This is a genomic window from Leptolyngbya sp. AN02str (assembly GCF_050565595.1).
GTDB lineage: Bacteria > Cyanobacteriota > Cyanobacteriia > Elainellales > Elainellaceae > Kaiparowitsia.
Genome location: NZ_JBNXVR010000026.1, coordinates 22,876 through 39,547, shown reverse-complemented (window position 1 = coordinate 39,547; position 16,672 = coordinate 22,876). Strand labels below are relative to the sequence as shown.

Sequence of the window (16,672 nt, the reverse complement as noted above, 5' to 3'; positions counted from 1 at the left end):
GACTCTGGTTTTACGCAACGTTCATCCAAATTTCTGCAACAGGGCTGGATGCAATTAACCCCGAAGGGAAGGCAGCAGGCGATCGCCTACTCCCTTCCCTTCGGGGTCGATGGTTGGGGTTTATTGGGTTTCCATCCTATGGCTTTGTGAAAGTGACAAGGTTGTGCAACCTGGTACACAACCTGTCCTGCAGTCAACCTGTGACTTGCTTAGTTGGCTCCACTGTAGCCAGTGCCGCGCTGGAAGAGCACGTCATCATCCACAACAGTTACCACGGCAACCGGCACATCGGTATAGGCTCCCAAATGGCTAAAGCCGATGATAGACAACGAGAGCGATCGCTCCAGGTTGTTCGTCGTATTGCCCAACAGCGTCAGCGGCACCCAGGCCGTCGTTTGCCCCGCCGCAAACCCAACCGTCACTAACTGGCCCACATAGTCCACCCCGGCGATCGCCGTGCCCCCCGTCAACCGCACCTGCACCGCACTGGCAAACGCCACATTGCCCGTCCGCACCACCGGAATCAGCACCGTGTTTTGCTGATTGCCCTCCGGCACCCGGAAGCTGGATGCCCCAAAGTTGTAGGCCGTCATCGCATCATCATTCACAACCTGAGCTACCCGTCGCCATGCACTGGGGTTGATAGCGCCATTCACCGGATTGGCTAACTGCACAAAGAAGGTCTCATTCCCCTCATAGCGAACATCCCCATTGACGGCCACCGTCACCGTCTGCTGAGTCATGCCAGGAGTAAAGGTCAGCCGGGTGGGTGCCACTCGGCGGTAGTCGCCATTGCCCACCGTCGCGGTGCCATCCACCGTGGCGTAGTTCACCGTCACCGCCTGGTCGCTGGCATGGGAGAGTGAAACCCGGTAGCTCACCAACCGAGTTCCCGAATTGCCCTCCGCAACGGAATTTTGAATGGGAGTGAGGGAAATGATGGGGTCATTGGCTGCAATCGTCAGGTTGGCAGCCTTGGCAATTGGGTTGAGCGCATAGCTGCCAGGCACCAGCGTAATGCGAATGGTTTCGCCCAGTTCACTCAGGGTATCGTTGATGGGGTTGATGACCACATCGACAAAGGATTGACCAGCGGCGATCGTGGCGACGCCAGAGAGGGGAGTATAGTCGATGCCGTTGGTGGCGGTTCCGCCGATGAGGTACTTGACGCTGAGGGGTTGCGAGAGATTGCCCGCGCGGCGAATGCGGAACTTGCCAGAGTTTGGAATGTGCTCGTTGACGATGCCATCGGGAAGACCCAGCGACACCACAGGAGCGTCGATAATGTTCATCGTTGCGGCCTTTTGAGCGCTGTTGATGGCGTATTGGTTACCCACGAGGGTCATCACTAGAGTTTCTAGACCTTCAACCTGGCTGTCGAGTTTGGGTCTGATCACCACATCCACAAAGGCTTGGCCGGCGGCAATGATGGCAGTTCCGTTCAGAGCCGGATAGTCTGTGCCATTGGTAGCTGTGCCATTGGTAGCTGTGCCGCTTAGGGTATACCTTACGGTGAGGGCTTGGCTCAGGTTGCTGCTAGCGCGGCGAATGCGGAAGACACCGGGATTTCCAGGCAGTTCGGTGGCGGTGGGGTCTGGTGCGGTGATGGATACGATAGGGGCATCCACCAGGCTAACGGTGCTGGCGTTTTGAGTGCTAATGACATACTCACCCTGACTCAGCACGAGCCGAACGGTCTCGTTTCCTTCAATCAGTGAATCTAAGATGGGGTTGACGGTCACATCGACAAAGGATTGGCCTGCGGCAATGATGGCGGTTTGGGGAAGGGTGGTGTAGTCGGTGCCGTTGGTGGCGTTGCCTGCTAAGGTATAGTTCACAGTGAGCGCTTGGCTGGTGTTGCCAGTGCGGGTAATGCGGAAGACGCCAGGATTTCCAGGCTGTTCGGTGGCGATCGCATCCACGGCACCCACTGTTAGGACAGGCGCATCTTGAATGGTGACAGTTGCGCTCTGTTGTGCAGAGTTGATGGCGTAGGCCCCGTCATCTAGGGTGAGAATAACGGTTTCGCTTCCCTCTAGGCCGTTGGCATCCAGAATGGCAGTGATGTCAATATCGACAAAGTTCTCATTAGCAGCAATTGTGGCAGTCCCCGTCAGGGCCGTATAGTCGATGCCGTTGGTCGCCGTGCCACCAATGGTGTAGTTCACGGTGAGCGCTTGGCTGGTATCGCTACCAGCGCGGGTAATGCGGAAGACGCCAGGATTTCCAGGCAGTTCGGTGGCGGTTGGATCTGGTGCGGTGATGGATACGACAGGGGCATCTAAAATGTCTGCTGTGGCGCTTGGCTGAGAGACATTGATGCCGTAATTGCCATTCGCTAGGGTCAGTACCAGGGTTTCGGTATTTTCAACGTTTGTATCGAGCGTAGGGGTGGCAACGATATCGACAAACGCTTGACCATTGGGGATGGTGACGGTGATGGTGTTACCCGAAACGGTGACGTTATTGCCAAAGGTGTAGTCGCTGGCAGAAGCAGTGCCGCCCAATGTGAGGCTAACGGCTAGGTTGCCTTGCGTGTTATCTCGCTGAATGCGGAATGTGGCGGTGTTGCCAGGAAGTTCGGTGGCGGTGGCATCCTGGGCAATGACTTGGACGCGATCCAAGCTGGACTCTACAGCACCGATATCCACCAAACCGTTGACAATGCGAGTGTTGCCTCGCTGATCGGTGGTAGCAACTCCGGTGTTGTTACCTGCGTTGATGGCAAAGCTACCATTCAGCAGTGCGTGGGTTTGGGTAGGGCCGCCGTTATCCGCTAATGCGCCCAGTTTGGGATCAATCGGATTGGCGATCGTGCCCACAATGCTAGTGCTGTTGGTAAATCCAGTACTGCCATTGCTCTTGCCAATCAAGTTATTGCCTTGGTCGACAAATGCTCCTGATACATCAGGAGCAGAGGCATTGTTGTTGTTGGCCACGATGCTGTTCTTAATGTTGACCGTACCGCCCGTTACCGCAATGCCACCACCATTAGTATTGGAGGTGTTGTTGGCGATCGTGACATTCGTTAGGTTTAGCGTCGCCGTACCAGAATTGTGGATTCCACCGCCATTGTTGCCTGTATTCCCGCTGATGGTACTGTTGGCAATGGTAGCAATAGTATTTCCTTCGTTAAAAATACCGCCGCCAAAATTACCGGATTGATTGTTGCTAATCGTGCTTCCAGAAATTGTTAAGCTGCCACCCAAGCTGTGAATGCCACCTGCGTTACCCGAGGTCTGATTATTGGCAATGGTGGTGTCAGTAATTGTTACGGTTCCACCTTGGTTGCGCATTCCAGCTCCACCGCCCCCTGTATTGGAGATGATTGTGCTGTCGCTAATTGTTACAGTTCCAGTATTCAAAATACCAGCACCGAATACAGCACTGTTGTTTTGTATTGTGGTGTTCGATACGGTTAAGTTCCCTACGTTGAATACAGCGCCTCCAATCGAGTTTGCCGGATTGCTTGCAGTGTTGTCTCGAAGAATGCTGTTGTTGATGGTGAGGGTGCCAGCGTTATAAACCCCTCCTCCTCCATCTACTGTGTTATTGCCATTCGCAATCGTAATGTCGTTTAAGACAATGGTGCCGCTGCTGATGTTGAAGATGCGGGAGGCATTGTTGCCGCTGATGGTGAGGAGGCTAGCCCCCGTTCCCTCAATGGTGAGATCACTGGAGATGGTGAGCTGACCGCTGGTGAGGGTAATGGTGTCGGCAGTACTGTTCGTGAATGTGGCCCCGGCAAAGGTGATGGTATCGGTTCCGGCCAGGTCATTTGCATTTAGGATCGCCTGCCGCAGAGAGCCTTGGCCGCTGTCGTTGGTGTTGATGACGACAAAGCCGTTTTGCGTAATGCTAACGGTGGCATTGGCACTTGCGCCGACATCGTAGTTACTTCCATCGTCAATGTTGAGCCGCAATGTTTCGGTGGCTTCAGCAAACCCAAGAGCCTCGGCGATCGCCTCTAGGGTTAAATCCACAAACTCTTGCCCGTTGGGAATTGTGACCGTAAAGGTGTTGTTGGTTACGGTGACTTCTGTATTCCCAATCTTGAGGGTGTAGTCTGCTGCCGCTGCGGTGCTAACTCCATCAATTTCTAGCGTAACGACCAAATTTCCAGTGGTGGCTCCAGTTCCACGCGCGATACGGTAAGTGCCATTATTGACCCCACCTTCGGTTGCAGTAGCATCAAACGCAGTAATGTTGACGGTTTGCGGATTCACCGTAATGGTGAAGGTTTGAATCGTTGAGAGATCTACACCGCCATTTTCGGTACCGCCGCTATCCCGCACACGCACTTGAATGGTGGCAGTTCCGGTGATGTTACCAGGGGTATAGGTCAGCACGCCGTTGGCATCAATACTGGGTGCCACTGTAAACAAACTGGGATTGGAATTGCCAACAATGACATATTCCACCAGCGTTTGGTCGCTTTCGTTATCGGGACCAGGATCAAAGTTCGTTGCCCAATTGGCCACGGTTTGAGCACCCGCGCCAACGATGACAGTTTGGTCGGTGCCTTTCGTAAAGGTAGGAGCGTCATTGACGGGGTTAACCGTGAGGTTGAAGATACTGCTGCCTGTTGGGGAACTATCCTCACCATCGCTGACGGATGGGTCAATTTGACTGGTTCCAAACGCGTTGGCCGTGGGAGTGAGGGTTAGGGTGCGCACGGCCCCACTGCCGCCAAAAGAGAGGTTTGCGTCTGGAACAACGGTTGTGGTGGCCGAGGTTGCGCTGGGAGTTAGGCTGCTGGCGGCGGTTTCAAAATCGAAGACCCCAACCGAGATGGCATTGGTGGCGGTATCTTCGTTAGTGGTTTGGTTGGCGATTTGGCCCGTAAAGGTAACGCTGACAGAGGCCAAGCTAAAGTTGCCGCTGGCGGAAGTTGTGTTATCGCTAAAGGCAACCAGGTTTGCTGTTGTGTAAGGGTTGAACGGCAATACGGCGGGCTGTGGAGATGCCTGGTAGTTTCGCAACTTGCCACTCAAAATGGCGTTGCCATCCAAATAGAGGGTGTAGGTGTCGCCTTTGATTGCAATGCTGTAATCGCCCATGCCCGGATCGGGCTCGATATCCACGCCTTCGGCTTGGGTAAAGAACAGTTTGGTGTCGCCATCGGCCCCGGCAAATTGGCTGGGGTTAGCTTGGCTGGTGCCATCTTCTTGTGCCCAAATGCGCAGCCCGTTGGCAGTTTTGGTGAAGCCGAGTTCAATTGCTTTGGATGGATCGTTGCTGACGATGGTAAGGCTAAACCCAGCGCGATCGGGCAGGCCATCTCCATTTTTGTCGGCACCGGAGCCAACGCCTGCTTGCAAGACTTCGTTGTTAACCCGAGCCTGGAAGGACAACACGAACCCATTTGTGGCATCTAAGGTATCGACAACCCGAGAGTAACCTGCATAAAGCCCCAGGTTTGCTGTGGAGTTGAGGGTTGTGGCTCCACCACTCACCGTTTGAATGGAGCCTAGCGTTACGGCAGCCCAGCCCTGAGCAGCGGGAGCAGTACCCAGCGCTCCGTTGTACAGAACGGTATGACGACCAATGAAGGGGGCATCGTTTACGCCAGTTACACTCACGGTTTTGGTGACGGTGGGGCTAGCCTCACCACCAACCGTGAGGGTGAAGGAAACGGTCCGGTTGGTGGCAGTGGTGGGCAGAAGTTCATCGACGCTGCTGTAGGCGATCGCCCTCAACAACGTTTGCACATTGGTCGCGTTGGCGTTGGCGTTGAATTCGATGACGAGAGGATTGCCGCTATAGCCTCCGGTGTAGGTTCCAATTTGCACACCGCCAACCAGCACAATTCGCCCATTGAGGGTTACGCTTCCCCCTGTTGTAATGGTGAGGCGATCGCTGTCTAGCCCTCCTGCCGTAATCTCAATCTCTAATGTGCCGCCATCAAAGTCGGCATTGTTGGGATTGGAAAGGGTAGCGCCACTATCGAGCGATATCGCTGCTGCATTTTCGGTGTAGCTGACGTTGCCTGCTGTGGGAAGGGCGATTGTGGGAATCGGATCAAATTCGTACGCACCAATATCAACGGTGCCTCCCAAAATCCGCACTTCGCCCCGCTGGTCGGTGGCAGCAACGCCCGCGTTGTCGCCGGCGTTGACAGCAGGGCTATCGGCTAGGAGAGCATGAGTTTGGGTGGGGCCACCGTTGTCGGCTAATGCACCCAGTCTTGGATCAACAGGAGCGGCGATCGTACCGACAATGTTGCCATTCACTCCATTGGTAAAGCCCGTGCTGCCATCACTTTTGCCAATCAAGTTGTGGCTAGGGCTATTGAAGAAGCCTTCCACATCAGGAGAAGAAGCATGGTTGTTGCCAGCAACAATGCTGTTCCTCAAGTTGATGGTACCGCTGGCACGGGTGATACCGCCACCTGAGTTCGTGGCTGTGTTGTTGGTAATCGTGACATTGGTGAGGTTAGCAGTACCGCCATTGTGGATGATACCGCCACCTGAGCCCGTGGCTGTGTTGTTGGTAATCGTGACATTGGTGAGGTTGGTAGTTTGACCGCCATAGATATGAATGCCCCCGCCTACTGCACCTGTGTTGCCACTGATGGTGCTATTTGTGATGACTAGGCTGGCAGCATTGACAATACCCCCGCCTACTTGGCTTGTGTTGCCACTGATGGTGCTATTCGTAATCGTAAGAAAGCTGGCATTGTAAATTCCACCTCCTTCAGAATTACCTGTGTTGTTGCGGATAGTGCTGTTGTTAATGGTGGTAGTTCCGCCATTAAACAAACCTCCACCAAAGGGCGTTGCGCCGTCAGCAATGGTGAGGTTGTTGAAGACGACAGTACCGCTGCTGATGGCGAAGACGCGAGAGGCGTTGTTGCCGCTGATGGTGAGTAGGTCAGCTCCGGTACCGTTGATGGTGATGTTGCTGGAAATGGTTAGCTCGCCGCTAGTGAGGGTAATGGTATCGGCAGTGGCATCCGCAAAGGCCGCTCCGGTGAAGGTGATGATGTCATCTCCAGCAGCGGCATTGGCATCAAGGATAGCCTGTCGCAGTGAGCCTGCCCCGCTGTCGTTGGTGTTGGTCACCGAAAAGGTGGCGAGGGTGTAGCTGTAGGCGGTTGCAGCCGAGAGTGTAAACGGAAGATTCGCTGCGATCGCCCCGGTTGCAAATTCCAGTGTCCAGTCGCCACCTTGAGCAGCATTGCCTGTCAGATCATTGGAGGCGGCAACATCGGCTCCGGTGAGTTGGCTCAAGGCCGAAACAAATGTTTGTCCCTGGTCGGTGGCGGCAACGTTACAGCCGTAGAGCAAAATGTCGGCATCTTCCGTTAGTGCACCGCCCCATTGCTGGAGTTGGGGTGCATAGTCGTCCAAGTTGCTACCCGTGAGCCAGTCGCGCCCAATTTGCAGACCGCCATCCACCCCGTGGGAGACAATATGCACGCTGCCAATGCCCGATTGGCCCTGTAGCGTTTGGGTGATGCGGGCGATCGCATCTTCTTCTGGCGTTAGCACATAAACCTGGGTGCCAGCCGCCACCCCTGCAATCAGGCTTTGGTAGTCTTCAACCCGCGAGTCTACAAACAACAGGGTAGAGGCTTTGCCGGGTCCGGCCAGGGTGCCTGCTCCGCTAAGCTGGGGCATCATTGCTTGAGATGCACTGGATAGATCATGGGCTTGCGCGATCGATAGCGCACCAGCTTGCACAGAGGGGGACATACACAAAGCTCCAGGAGAAAGTCGGACTCATTATTAGAAAGGGTTCCCCCTGGCAGATCGCCCTAACCTGTATAACCACGGAAGTGGAACTAAGTGTTTACCCCAATGTTCTGTATTTCTACGGTGGAGTTCGCGGAGATTATACTAAATGGCATCCATCCCAAGATAGGCATCGAGCCAAATCATTTGGATGTATTGATGGGTCAATTCTCTATCGCTTATTTGGAGGATGGATTCTTGCGCAGGGGAGTTGCACAATGGATTCAGCCAGCAAGTCTCATGTATTGAGCCATCTTGCAACTGTCAGAACGGTTTATCTGTCGTAGCTCGGATGAAGGGATGTGTTGCACCCTGCACAATGCAATGCGTCGGTTGCAACTGGTATAAAAAGCAACGTATTGATATGACTTTGGTTAGGCGATCGCTCTTGTTTGTGCGAATAGAAGATAGGGAGTTTCTTGAGCATCAATAGTTATTTTTTTAGTACGTTAAAAATAACTCTGAATAAAGCCATCATGAATTGAAGCTTGAACATATTGTGGAAATTTATGTGAATCTAAGCCGCACACATGAAATGATTTCTTTCGACATTTGTGAGAAAACCCCATTTGCGGGGTCAATGCAAACGGGGCGACACTTGTATTGCAGATGCTAGAACGCTTTAACTAGGATGAATAGGGAGCGATCGCATCGTATTCAATGTCTGTAATTGAGCCTTGGAAATAAGTAAAATTTCCTGAGTTCAAGTGCCACATAACTTCTGCTTCGGTAGGCACCATAACCCCGTTGAGTTCTTGATACTGGGTGAATATGCCAGTCCAGGGCGTTGATACTGTTGTGCCATGATCGAGGCGATCGCGCTCTGCCGTCACACAGGTCAACTGGTTGCGATCGTTAATATGCAGCACTGCCGATGCTGCAATTTCACCAACTTTGATGGTTGCCCGTGCAGAATACTCATCCATCGCTTCCCAAGTAATCTGCTCTGAAAGCCACGCTGTTGGAAACCAGGCAATTTCCGCTAGGTATCGCATCAACTCACCCTGATCAAACTGTGGGCCACCGGCATTTACCAGGGTTAATACCGACCACAGCTTTGCATTGAGGCTACCGTGCCCATCTACAAAGGCATCTTCCACACGAATTGGCACCCACGGCAACAGATAAATTGATCCGCACCACAAGAAGGCGGGTGGATTTGTGATGTAATACTGCTCTGCGGTCATTCGCCGCCAGCCTTGCTCGGGCTGCATTTTGAACTGTCCGGTTTGCTTGAGGCGTACGGTTTGTACCGGAATCTTATTTACCACTTGGGCATAGCGCAAGTAGCGTTGAATGGGGGCAGGCAAATTTGCTAAATCTGCCTCATGAATGGGAGATGAATGGCGATCGCGTTCTTGTTGAAATAGCCCCTGAACCCGCTGTTGCAGTATGGTGCTCATGGTCTTGCTCCCAAATCGCGAGCGTTTGCGCCTTACTTTTACAGTAGAGCCAGAATATGGGGAACCTGTGAAGACATCACGGAGCGCATCGGTTGAGCCTGAAATATCTGCCCACCGATAGATTGGGACAGGCCATGCAGCAAACGTTCAAGCGCGATCGCAGTCAGTTCACCCCAATGGTTATTGCCAGTTTGTTAACGTCAGTTTCGGTTAAGGGCTTTTCTGAGGTTTTCGCGCCGCGAAAACCTCAGAAAAGCTCATTTTTGCGTGCGCGACGCGCACGCAAAAATGGGCACTTTAGCTTATCCATAACTCACGTTTTGTTGTCGTTGCAGGTTTACTCTCAAGGGGATTCTGCCAGAGATGTGTGCTCAATTTCATTCAGGGCATTGGCCAAATCGGCTGCATGCAGCCAGCCGACAAACCCCGCATACAAACATCGCCCCTCTGGCGATGCCACAAAGACATGATCAATCCCTGCCAAATTTTTCCAAACGCGAATGGTGCCGCCATTTTTGAGCTGAATTTTGGGCTGGGCCTTTTCAAAATCTCGCCAGTGACCATCGGTAATGCCCGGAACGGCGTGCAGCCGTCGCACCACCTCGTCAAATTCGATCGATTCGCCAATATTAAAATCTTGCCAAAAGTCGCGAATGGTCGATGCCACGCGAGGATGAAAGCGTAAATCGGCATGGGAAATACCCTCCAGTGCCACAAATCGCGCATTGGCAAAACGTGTGCATTCCACGGGTACGGTGCCATCTGTGCCAATGTTCAAATCGCCTGCAATGATGAGCATGGGAAGCTCGGCTGCGAGCGATTCGGCAATGGGTTTGCGGTTAATGCCCAAATCGGAAGCGATGCCCAATCCCAGCTTGAGCGGATCAATCAGGCGACCCAAATCGGCGCCACCTACGGGCGAACCCACCAGCACAAAGGAATGGACGCGATCGCGCCAGCGGGGGTGCCGATTCAGCACCTCAAGCCAAATTAGCCCACCCATGGAGTGTCCTACAATGCGCAGCGGCACGTTGGGATAGTCGGCCATGTAAATTGCGGCGATCGCTTCTACCTGGTCAATAAGGGGAGCCATGCGAATCCAGGTTTGCATGTAGTCCAAGCACGGCGTAATCACCAAGGGCTTGGCCTCATCCTGCACGAGCTGCTCGGCCAAGCGCCCCATTGCCTTGTTGTCATCGGCCCATCCATGCTGGGCAAAAAGCAAAAATTCTGGATCGGGATTGGTCATAGGTTGGGTTGAAACAATGGAGCGATGCGCCATCTCCGGCTCATGACAAGAACTTGTGCCCGAAGTGCTGCAATGGGCGTGATCAGATCTCCCCAAAGAGGTTCTGTAAGCCCATGCTGACATTTGGCTGGGGCGATCGCTCTAAAGAATATGCCAGCTGATTGAGCGGCCCCAACCGGGGCAAGTCGCGCTACAGACCTGGCGAAGGACACGGCACCGCATCGGGAAAGCCCAACAGTTCCCCAACCGAAAAGCACAAAAATGGGTTTTGCGGCACGGGAGCGTTGCCCGCTGCGACCCATACCAACAGCCGCTCCGGATCGTAAATGGCCTGTCGCAATGCTCCATTGCCTCCAATGCTGACATCGTCATCAAATACATCCGGCGGGCTGGCCTGAAGGGTAAAGGGATCGATGCGATCGCGCAGAATGGTTGACATGACTGCTGGATCAATTTTTCCGTAGTAGGACGTGGGTTGATCCGGCTCCAGCAGTTGTTGAAATCGCGCAAACCGCGACAAGCTAGAGGGCTGGGGTGGCAACTCTTGGCGCTGGTACATGTCGGGTAACTCAAAGTGGTTGGTTACATACAGCACTCCATTATCCTGAAGCGATCGCACGCCCATGTTGCGCCCGGTAAACTCAAAGACTCCCGCCTGTTTCGATTTGCCATCGCTAATCATAATCAGGTTGGCCCGTACGCGAGGTTGCGATTCCATGAGCGATCGCGCTTCTTCAAAATTAGTAGCTGTCTCCAAAATTTTCGCCATGATTTGCACATTGCTGCGGCCCACCAGCGAAAGTTCATTGGTGTTGTTGGGACGCGCCGTATCTAGTCCTAGCGTCAGGCCCGCCACGTTCATGCCAGAGTTGGGCCACACCACACCCGGATAGGTCACAAACACATGGGGCAAACCCTCGTTAGGTTGCCGCACAAAAATCACCGGATGATTCATCACATAATCAATCGGTTTGCTGTTGTCAACGCTGTTGCCGTGGTACAGGTGACCATCCACCGTTGCGTCATTCGTGGCGACAAACTGATTGCACCCATCCCAAAACAGTTCATGCGGCACTACATAGCCCAACACCTCCTGGAAGACATCGGCATAGGCCATCATGGCGCACACATCGAGGGTAATGCCCAGATCAGCCTCGGTCGCATCCACCAAACCGCGACACTCCTCCATCACATCTGCATAGGTGCGGTTTGCGGCCAATCGTCCCATGCCAAATCCTCGACCCACAAACTGGGCAATGCGGATGGGATCTGGCCCCAACGAGGCAATTTCGTCCCGCAACAGTTGCCCATGCTGGTAGCCCATTTCGTAGGGCGTTCCCTGAAGCCACACCACTTTCACAATGCCGCGATCTTCTCGATGGGCTGGGATCGGTTGCCAATTCGCTGGCAAAAAGCGCGATCGCGCTTCGGGCGAAATGGATAGGAGGGGGGATGCCGAGAGATGAACCGCCTCCTCGGTCGTAGCTTGATTGCAATCGCAAATACTGGCGGCTGCCGACGTTTGCAGCCGCAACAGCCAATCTTCCAAACTCAAGGCGGCAGCCGTGACCCCACCCGATTCCAGTTGCCCTACCCGACGCCCCAACCGTGCCAACCGCATTCCATTGACCTGTATTTGTTGCGTGGGATAGCGTTGCAGCAGCTCCAGCATCGAAAAATGGCCATCATCCGCTGCGGAGAGCACCAGCGTTGAGCGGGTGGCCTGAATGACGGCACGGCCCGCCGTAGGGCGAATGATTTGCCCCACTTCAAACAGCAAAAACTCGCCTAGCAAAGAATTCAACGCTGTATCTAAAAACGCCACATCCACAGCAATCGGTCGGGTTAGCGCTTCTTGCAGTTCTGTGGGGTTAATGCGGGCCAATCGCAAATAGTTGCGCCAACCGCGCGATAGCTCTCCTGTCTCGGCAAAGGTGGTGAGTTCGCCAACGGTAATGGACGGTCGCAATGGCCCAAAGGTAAACACCAGCTGGCGATCGCCATACATTTCGGGATCAAGCGGCGGAACAATCGGTTGAGGAGTGGATGGGGTGCGATCGCGCTCTGGCCTCTCTTGCTTTAGATCTTGAGAAGTGGTTTGCGCCGTTCCTGTCCTCAACGGCTCAACGGTTTGAGCCTGGGCCTTAGGCAGCAACAATGCCGTAATCCCTTGCTGTAACTGGCCATACACAGCACGCCGTGCAGCCGACTCATTCCCAGGTTCATCTCCCGGCTCCATTCTTAAATTATCGCCTCCCGATGGGGCTGAGGGATCGGCATTGGCAGCATCGCAGTTGCACACCAGCTCTGGCAGCAGCTTTCTCACCACATTCAGCATGGGCTCAACCCGCGACACAAACAGGTTGACATCCTGATAGGCTTGCTCCAAGTTATTCACCGACAGCCGCACCGTGCGTTGAGGATAGTGCTCCAACACATCCATCAGCGAAAATGTGCCGTCGCGTTTGACTGCGGTTTGCAATGCGGTTTTGAGGGAGTCTACATCTTCGCGCAGCGGCAAGGAATCGCCCACCGTTTTGTTAATTTGCAGCAGCATAAACTCTTCTGGCAGCACCGACTCCAATCGAGCTGGGATCTTGGCCGTGAGCGAATCCCGAACTTTGGCTGGGGCAACCTGATGAGCGTCCAAAAATTGCTGAAGTGCCGGGGTGAGGGCTCCCTCGTTGGCAAAGGCTTGCAGATCCGATATGGGCAGGGATTGGCGATCGTCTCGGTATTGCAGCAGCACGGTTGAAGCGGCATGGGCTCGAAGCGCTCCCAAGCTCACTACCAACGCTACTCCTACCAATACTCCACCCCACCAAAACCGCGATCGCCATACGAGTGCTCTAATCCGATCTATCCACATGCAAAACCAAGGAGGTGTCATAAACATGCAAGCTTAAGGGGACATCGAATGTGGAACGAAATGTTGGGCGATCGCCCAGAGCTGGCAAGACTCCAGCTGGTTGTCCTACTGTCAAAGCAATCTCAGGGATTTTACCCTTGGCAAACGCGGCTTGATCAACTTTCTGGTGTCATCCTATCGCGAGAACTCGTGACAATCTCGTGGCTAGCATTACAGGTGGCAAGTTGTATACTGTATGTTGTATACAATCAGGTTTAGCTTGCACTGTTAGGAAATTGCTGTAGCCTCGTTTGCACGCAGCACAGAGGCAATTGAATAGGCTAGGCTGCATGCAATTCTGGCTTCAATTTGCGTTATGGGAGACTGAACCGAGTGAAAGAACCCAATACCCTAAAGAAATTTGCTCCCAATCGCTGAAATGGTTGAACCCACTAATTAAGCTATCCATTGGCTCGATGCGATTGATCCAATGCGATTGACCCAATGCGATTGATCCAATGCGATTGACCCGATGCGATCGCCTGTTACCCACTCATCCTTCAGCGCTGCGTTTTTCTCATCCCGGCTGAACCAAGCTCTCCGTTCGTTCGCTGTCTAGTCTATTTCCCCCAATTACATGAATTAGGTGTGCTCATGTTTGTTCTTCCCAAATTGTCTGTGAATGGCGATCGCCTTAACGAACACATTGACCGCTTGGCCAAGGTTGGACGCCAGCCCTCGGGTAGCATTTGTCGGCTGGCGTTTACTTCCGAAATTTTGCAGGCGCGCTACCTGATTCAGCAATGGATGAACGAAGCAGGCATGGTGACTCGTACCGATGCCGCAGGAAACCTGATTGGCACCTATGAGGGCAAGGTGAAAGGGGCTCCGGTACTGGCGACGGGCTCTCACATTGACACGGTGCCTTCGGGCGGACGGTTTGATGGGGTGTTGGGCGTGCTGGCCGGTATTGAGGTGGCGCGATCGCTCCATGCCAATGATGTGAGGCTCAACCATCCCATTGAGGTGATTGCCTTTACTGATGAGGAAAACACGATGATTGGCTGCCAAGCGATGGCAGGCACGGTGCTGGCCGATCAACCTGAGCGTTACCGAGCGGTGAATGGTCAATCCATTCAAGATTGTCTGGATATGATTGGCGGCAACTGGGACACCATCCTAACTGCACGGCGATCGCGTGCGGATATGGCTGCATTTGTAGAACTGCACGTGGAACAAGGGGCTGTGCTGGAGCGCTCTAAAATGGAAATTGGCGTAGTCCAAGGTGTTGTCGGCATTCGGCGCAAAGCCATCACCATTGTGGGCGAGGCTAACCATGCAGGCACCACCCCCATGGATATGCGGCGGGATGCCATGGTTGCCGCCGCGCATGTGGTGCTGGCGGTGCAGCAAATGGCGCTGCGCATGCCCACCCAGCCTGTGGCAACGGTGGGATACCTCACGGTTCAGCCCAATGCGGTCAATATTGTTCCTGGTCGGGTGGAGCTGTCGGTGGATATTCGCGATTTGTCCAAAGAGTGCCTGGATACGATGGTGCAGCAGCTTGAGGTGGAGCTACAGGCGATCGCCACCCAAACCGATACCCAGATCGAAACGCGACCGCTGCTGTGTGTAGAGCCTACCCTGGCAGCAGATGCCGTTCAAGATGCGATCGCGTCCGTGTGTACCGACTTGGGATTGAGCCAGTGTTCTATGCCCAGTCGGGCAGGCCACGATGCGCTCGAAATTGGCCGCATTACCGACATGGGCATGATTTTTGTGCCCAGTCAGGCTGGGGTGAGCCATTCCGAAGAGGAGTACACTTCGCCAGAGCAATGCACTCAGGGAGCCAACGTATTGCTGCATACCTTGATAAAACTGGATGAGCTTTACTCGGCTAACTGAATGTAGTCTGTAAGCCGAAAGAACTGAATCAGCTTGAGCAGCGGTAGGTCATCTTCGACAGGGGTGGTGGCCTCAATGGTGCTGACTGTTTCTGGGGTGAGATGGCGAAACTCGGTTGCGATCGCGGCCTGGGCGGCTGGAGGTAGGCCACTCAGCTCGGCGGGCAGCCGTGCCAGCCGTGATTGGGCAAACGTGACCTGAAACCGTGCCCGACGCAGCAAGCGCTGGCGCAAATTTTCGGCGCGGGTGGGGTTATCCTGCACCAGGCGATCGCTGGGGTAAATTTGCAGGAGTTTCACCACATCCAAATTCTCTTCCAAAAACAGCAGGCTGTCTTCCCAACGGTACACCTCAATCCCATCCATGCCCAACGCACCCAAATCGGCTAGGGCCAACAGCCGCGCCACAACACTGGGGGCATGGGTGGTGCTGTACAGCGCTGGCTGAAAAAGACCCTGATCAGCCGGATCATAGTGGCATACTGTTGCGGCGATCGCCCCTTCTAGCATTTGCACGTCCACCGGGCTGAGCAAGGCGGAACTACCGGGATGGTGGGTGCTAATTTGCTGATTTTGAACCCAAACTAGGTGGCGCAACCGCTCAATGGTGGCCCGTTCACTGACGCCTGCCTCACGTCGTCGGGATGAGAACGCTGGCACTGGCTCGGAAAAAATTTGCACCATGTCGTGGGCAGCAATACTGAGATTGAGTAGCTGCTTGTGGCGATCGCGCTGCTCGTCGTTGGGAAACAGGATGGGAGCAACCGCATCAAACAATCGATCCGCTCGCTGTTGCAAACAGGCAATGTGCGATCGATTGTGGTAGTGCAAATGTTTTTTTTCAATTTCAGCGTCAAATCGTTGCAGTACAGCAACTCGCAAATGGGCGATCGCTTCGGCAAAGGTTTGAGGTAACGACGACGAACTATCCATCCAATACTTTTAGCGGCAATAACCGTAGCGGTAAACCCTAGTCAACCTGAATCAACCCGAATGGTACATTCTCTGCGCTGTACCCATCATCTTGTCCGTGCGATCTTGATCCGTGCGATCGCGTTTCATAGAGAGTTTAGACGCAAAAAAAACTCAACACCAATACTTTGCCAATCCTTTCCCAACCAAAGCAGTAGAGGAAGGGTTCACTCTCCAAAATAGGCTGACTTCACTGGCAAATCTGTACAATTTGCTCCTCATCTTGCTGTTCATCCCATAGCGCCAGGGTAAATGGAATTCATGCAAGGCTCTGACGATAGAGAATTAGGTCGCCATGAGGTCGTGTAACCAACATTCATCACCCAAACCCAACTGCGTCAGTTCTAGCAGGAATGCCCAGGTTTTGCAGAACTCTTGGTGATTTGAAAGGGTTTGGGGCTGGGCGATCGCCTAACTCCTCTTTCCCGCACAGTTTCCTTTAAGCCAAAAGCCAGATTCCCTGCGCTGCGGAAACCTGGCTCTGGATTAGTCAACTCAGCAGCAGTCAACTCAGCAGCAGTCAACTGGGTATAAGCCAGCTCAGCAGCAGGCGCCCCCAC

General features: G+C 53.8%; 7 protein-coding genes. 1 reads left to right on the top strand and 6 read right to left on the bottom strand.

The genetic code is table 11. The features are described 5' to 3' along the window. Window positions 1–209: 209 nt before the first annotated feature. From ACQ4M4_RS18490 to ACQ4M4_RS18475, 4 genes are all read right to left on the bottom strand, one after another. Entirely contained in the window at window positions 210–7,697 is a 7,488-nt protein-coding gene (locus tag ACQ4M4_RS18490; RefSeq protein WP_430685928.1) for a DUF4347 domain-containing protein, read from the bottom strand. A gap of 665 nt (window positions 7,698–8,362) precedes the next feature. Next, window positions 8,363–9,139: a DUF6920 family protein gene (locus tag ACQ4M4_RS18485; RefSeq protein WP_430685927.1), complete on the bottom strand. Its 777-nt coding sequence runs from the start codon at window positions 9,137–9,139 to the stop codon at window positions 8,363–8,365. 343 nt (window positions 9,140–9,482) lie between these two features. Then, window positions 9,483–10,388, bottom strand: coding sequence for an alpha/beta fold hydrolase (locus tag ACQ4M4_RS18480; protein ID WP_430685926.1), 906 nt, complete (start codon window positions 10,386–10,388; stop codon window positions 9,483–9,485). Between the two features lie 190 nt (window positions 10,389–10,578). After that, window positions 10,579–13,257 carry a C45 family autoproteolytic acyltransferase/hydolase gene (locus ACQ4M4_RS18475; RefSeq protein ID WP_430685925.1) on the bottom strand — a complete coding sequence of 893 codons (2,679 nt, stop codon included), beginning with the start codon at window positions 13,255–13,257 and terminating at the stop codon, window positions 10,579–10,581. 633 nt (window positions 13,258–13,890) lie between these two features. On the opposite strand from ACQ4M4_RS18475, the gene ACQ4M4_RS18470 reads away from it, so the two are divergent. Beyond that, entirely contained in the window at window positions 13,891–15,141 is a 1,251-nt protein-coding gene (locus ACQ4M4_RS18470; RefSeq protein WP_430685924.1) for a Zn-dependent hydrolase, read from the top strand. Here the strand turns inward: ACQ4M4_RS18470 and ACQ4M4_RS18465 are convergent. Both ACQ4M4_RS18465 and ACQ4M4_RS18460 read right to left on the bottom strand, forming a co-directional pair. Further along, entirely contained in the window at window positions 15,126–16,073 is a 948-nt protein-coding gene (locus ACQ4M4_RS18465) for a hypothetical protein (protein WP_430685923.1), read from the bottom strand. The two genes, ACQ4M4_RS18470 and ACQ4M4_RS18465, sit on opposite strands and share 16 nt — an antisense overlap. A gap of 383 nt (window positions 16,074–16,456) precedes the next feature. Beyond that, a complete protein-coding gene (locus ACQ4M4_RS18460) occupies window positions 16,457–16,672 on the bottom strand; it encodes a hypothetical protein (RefSeq protein WP_430685922.1) in 216 nt (71 codons plus the stop codon).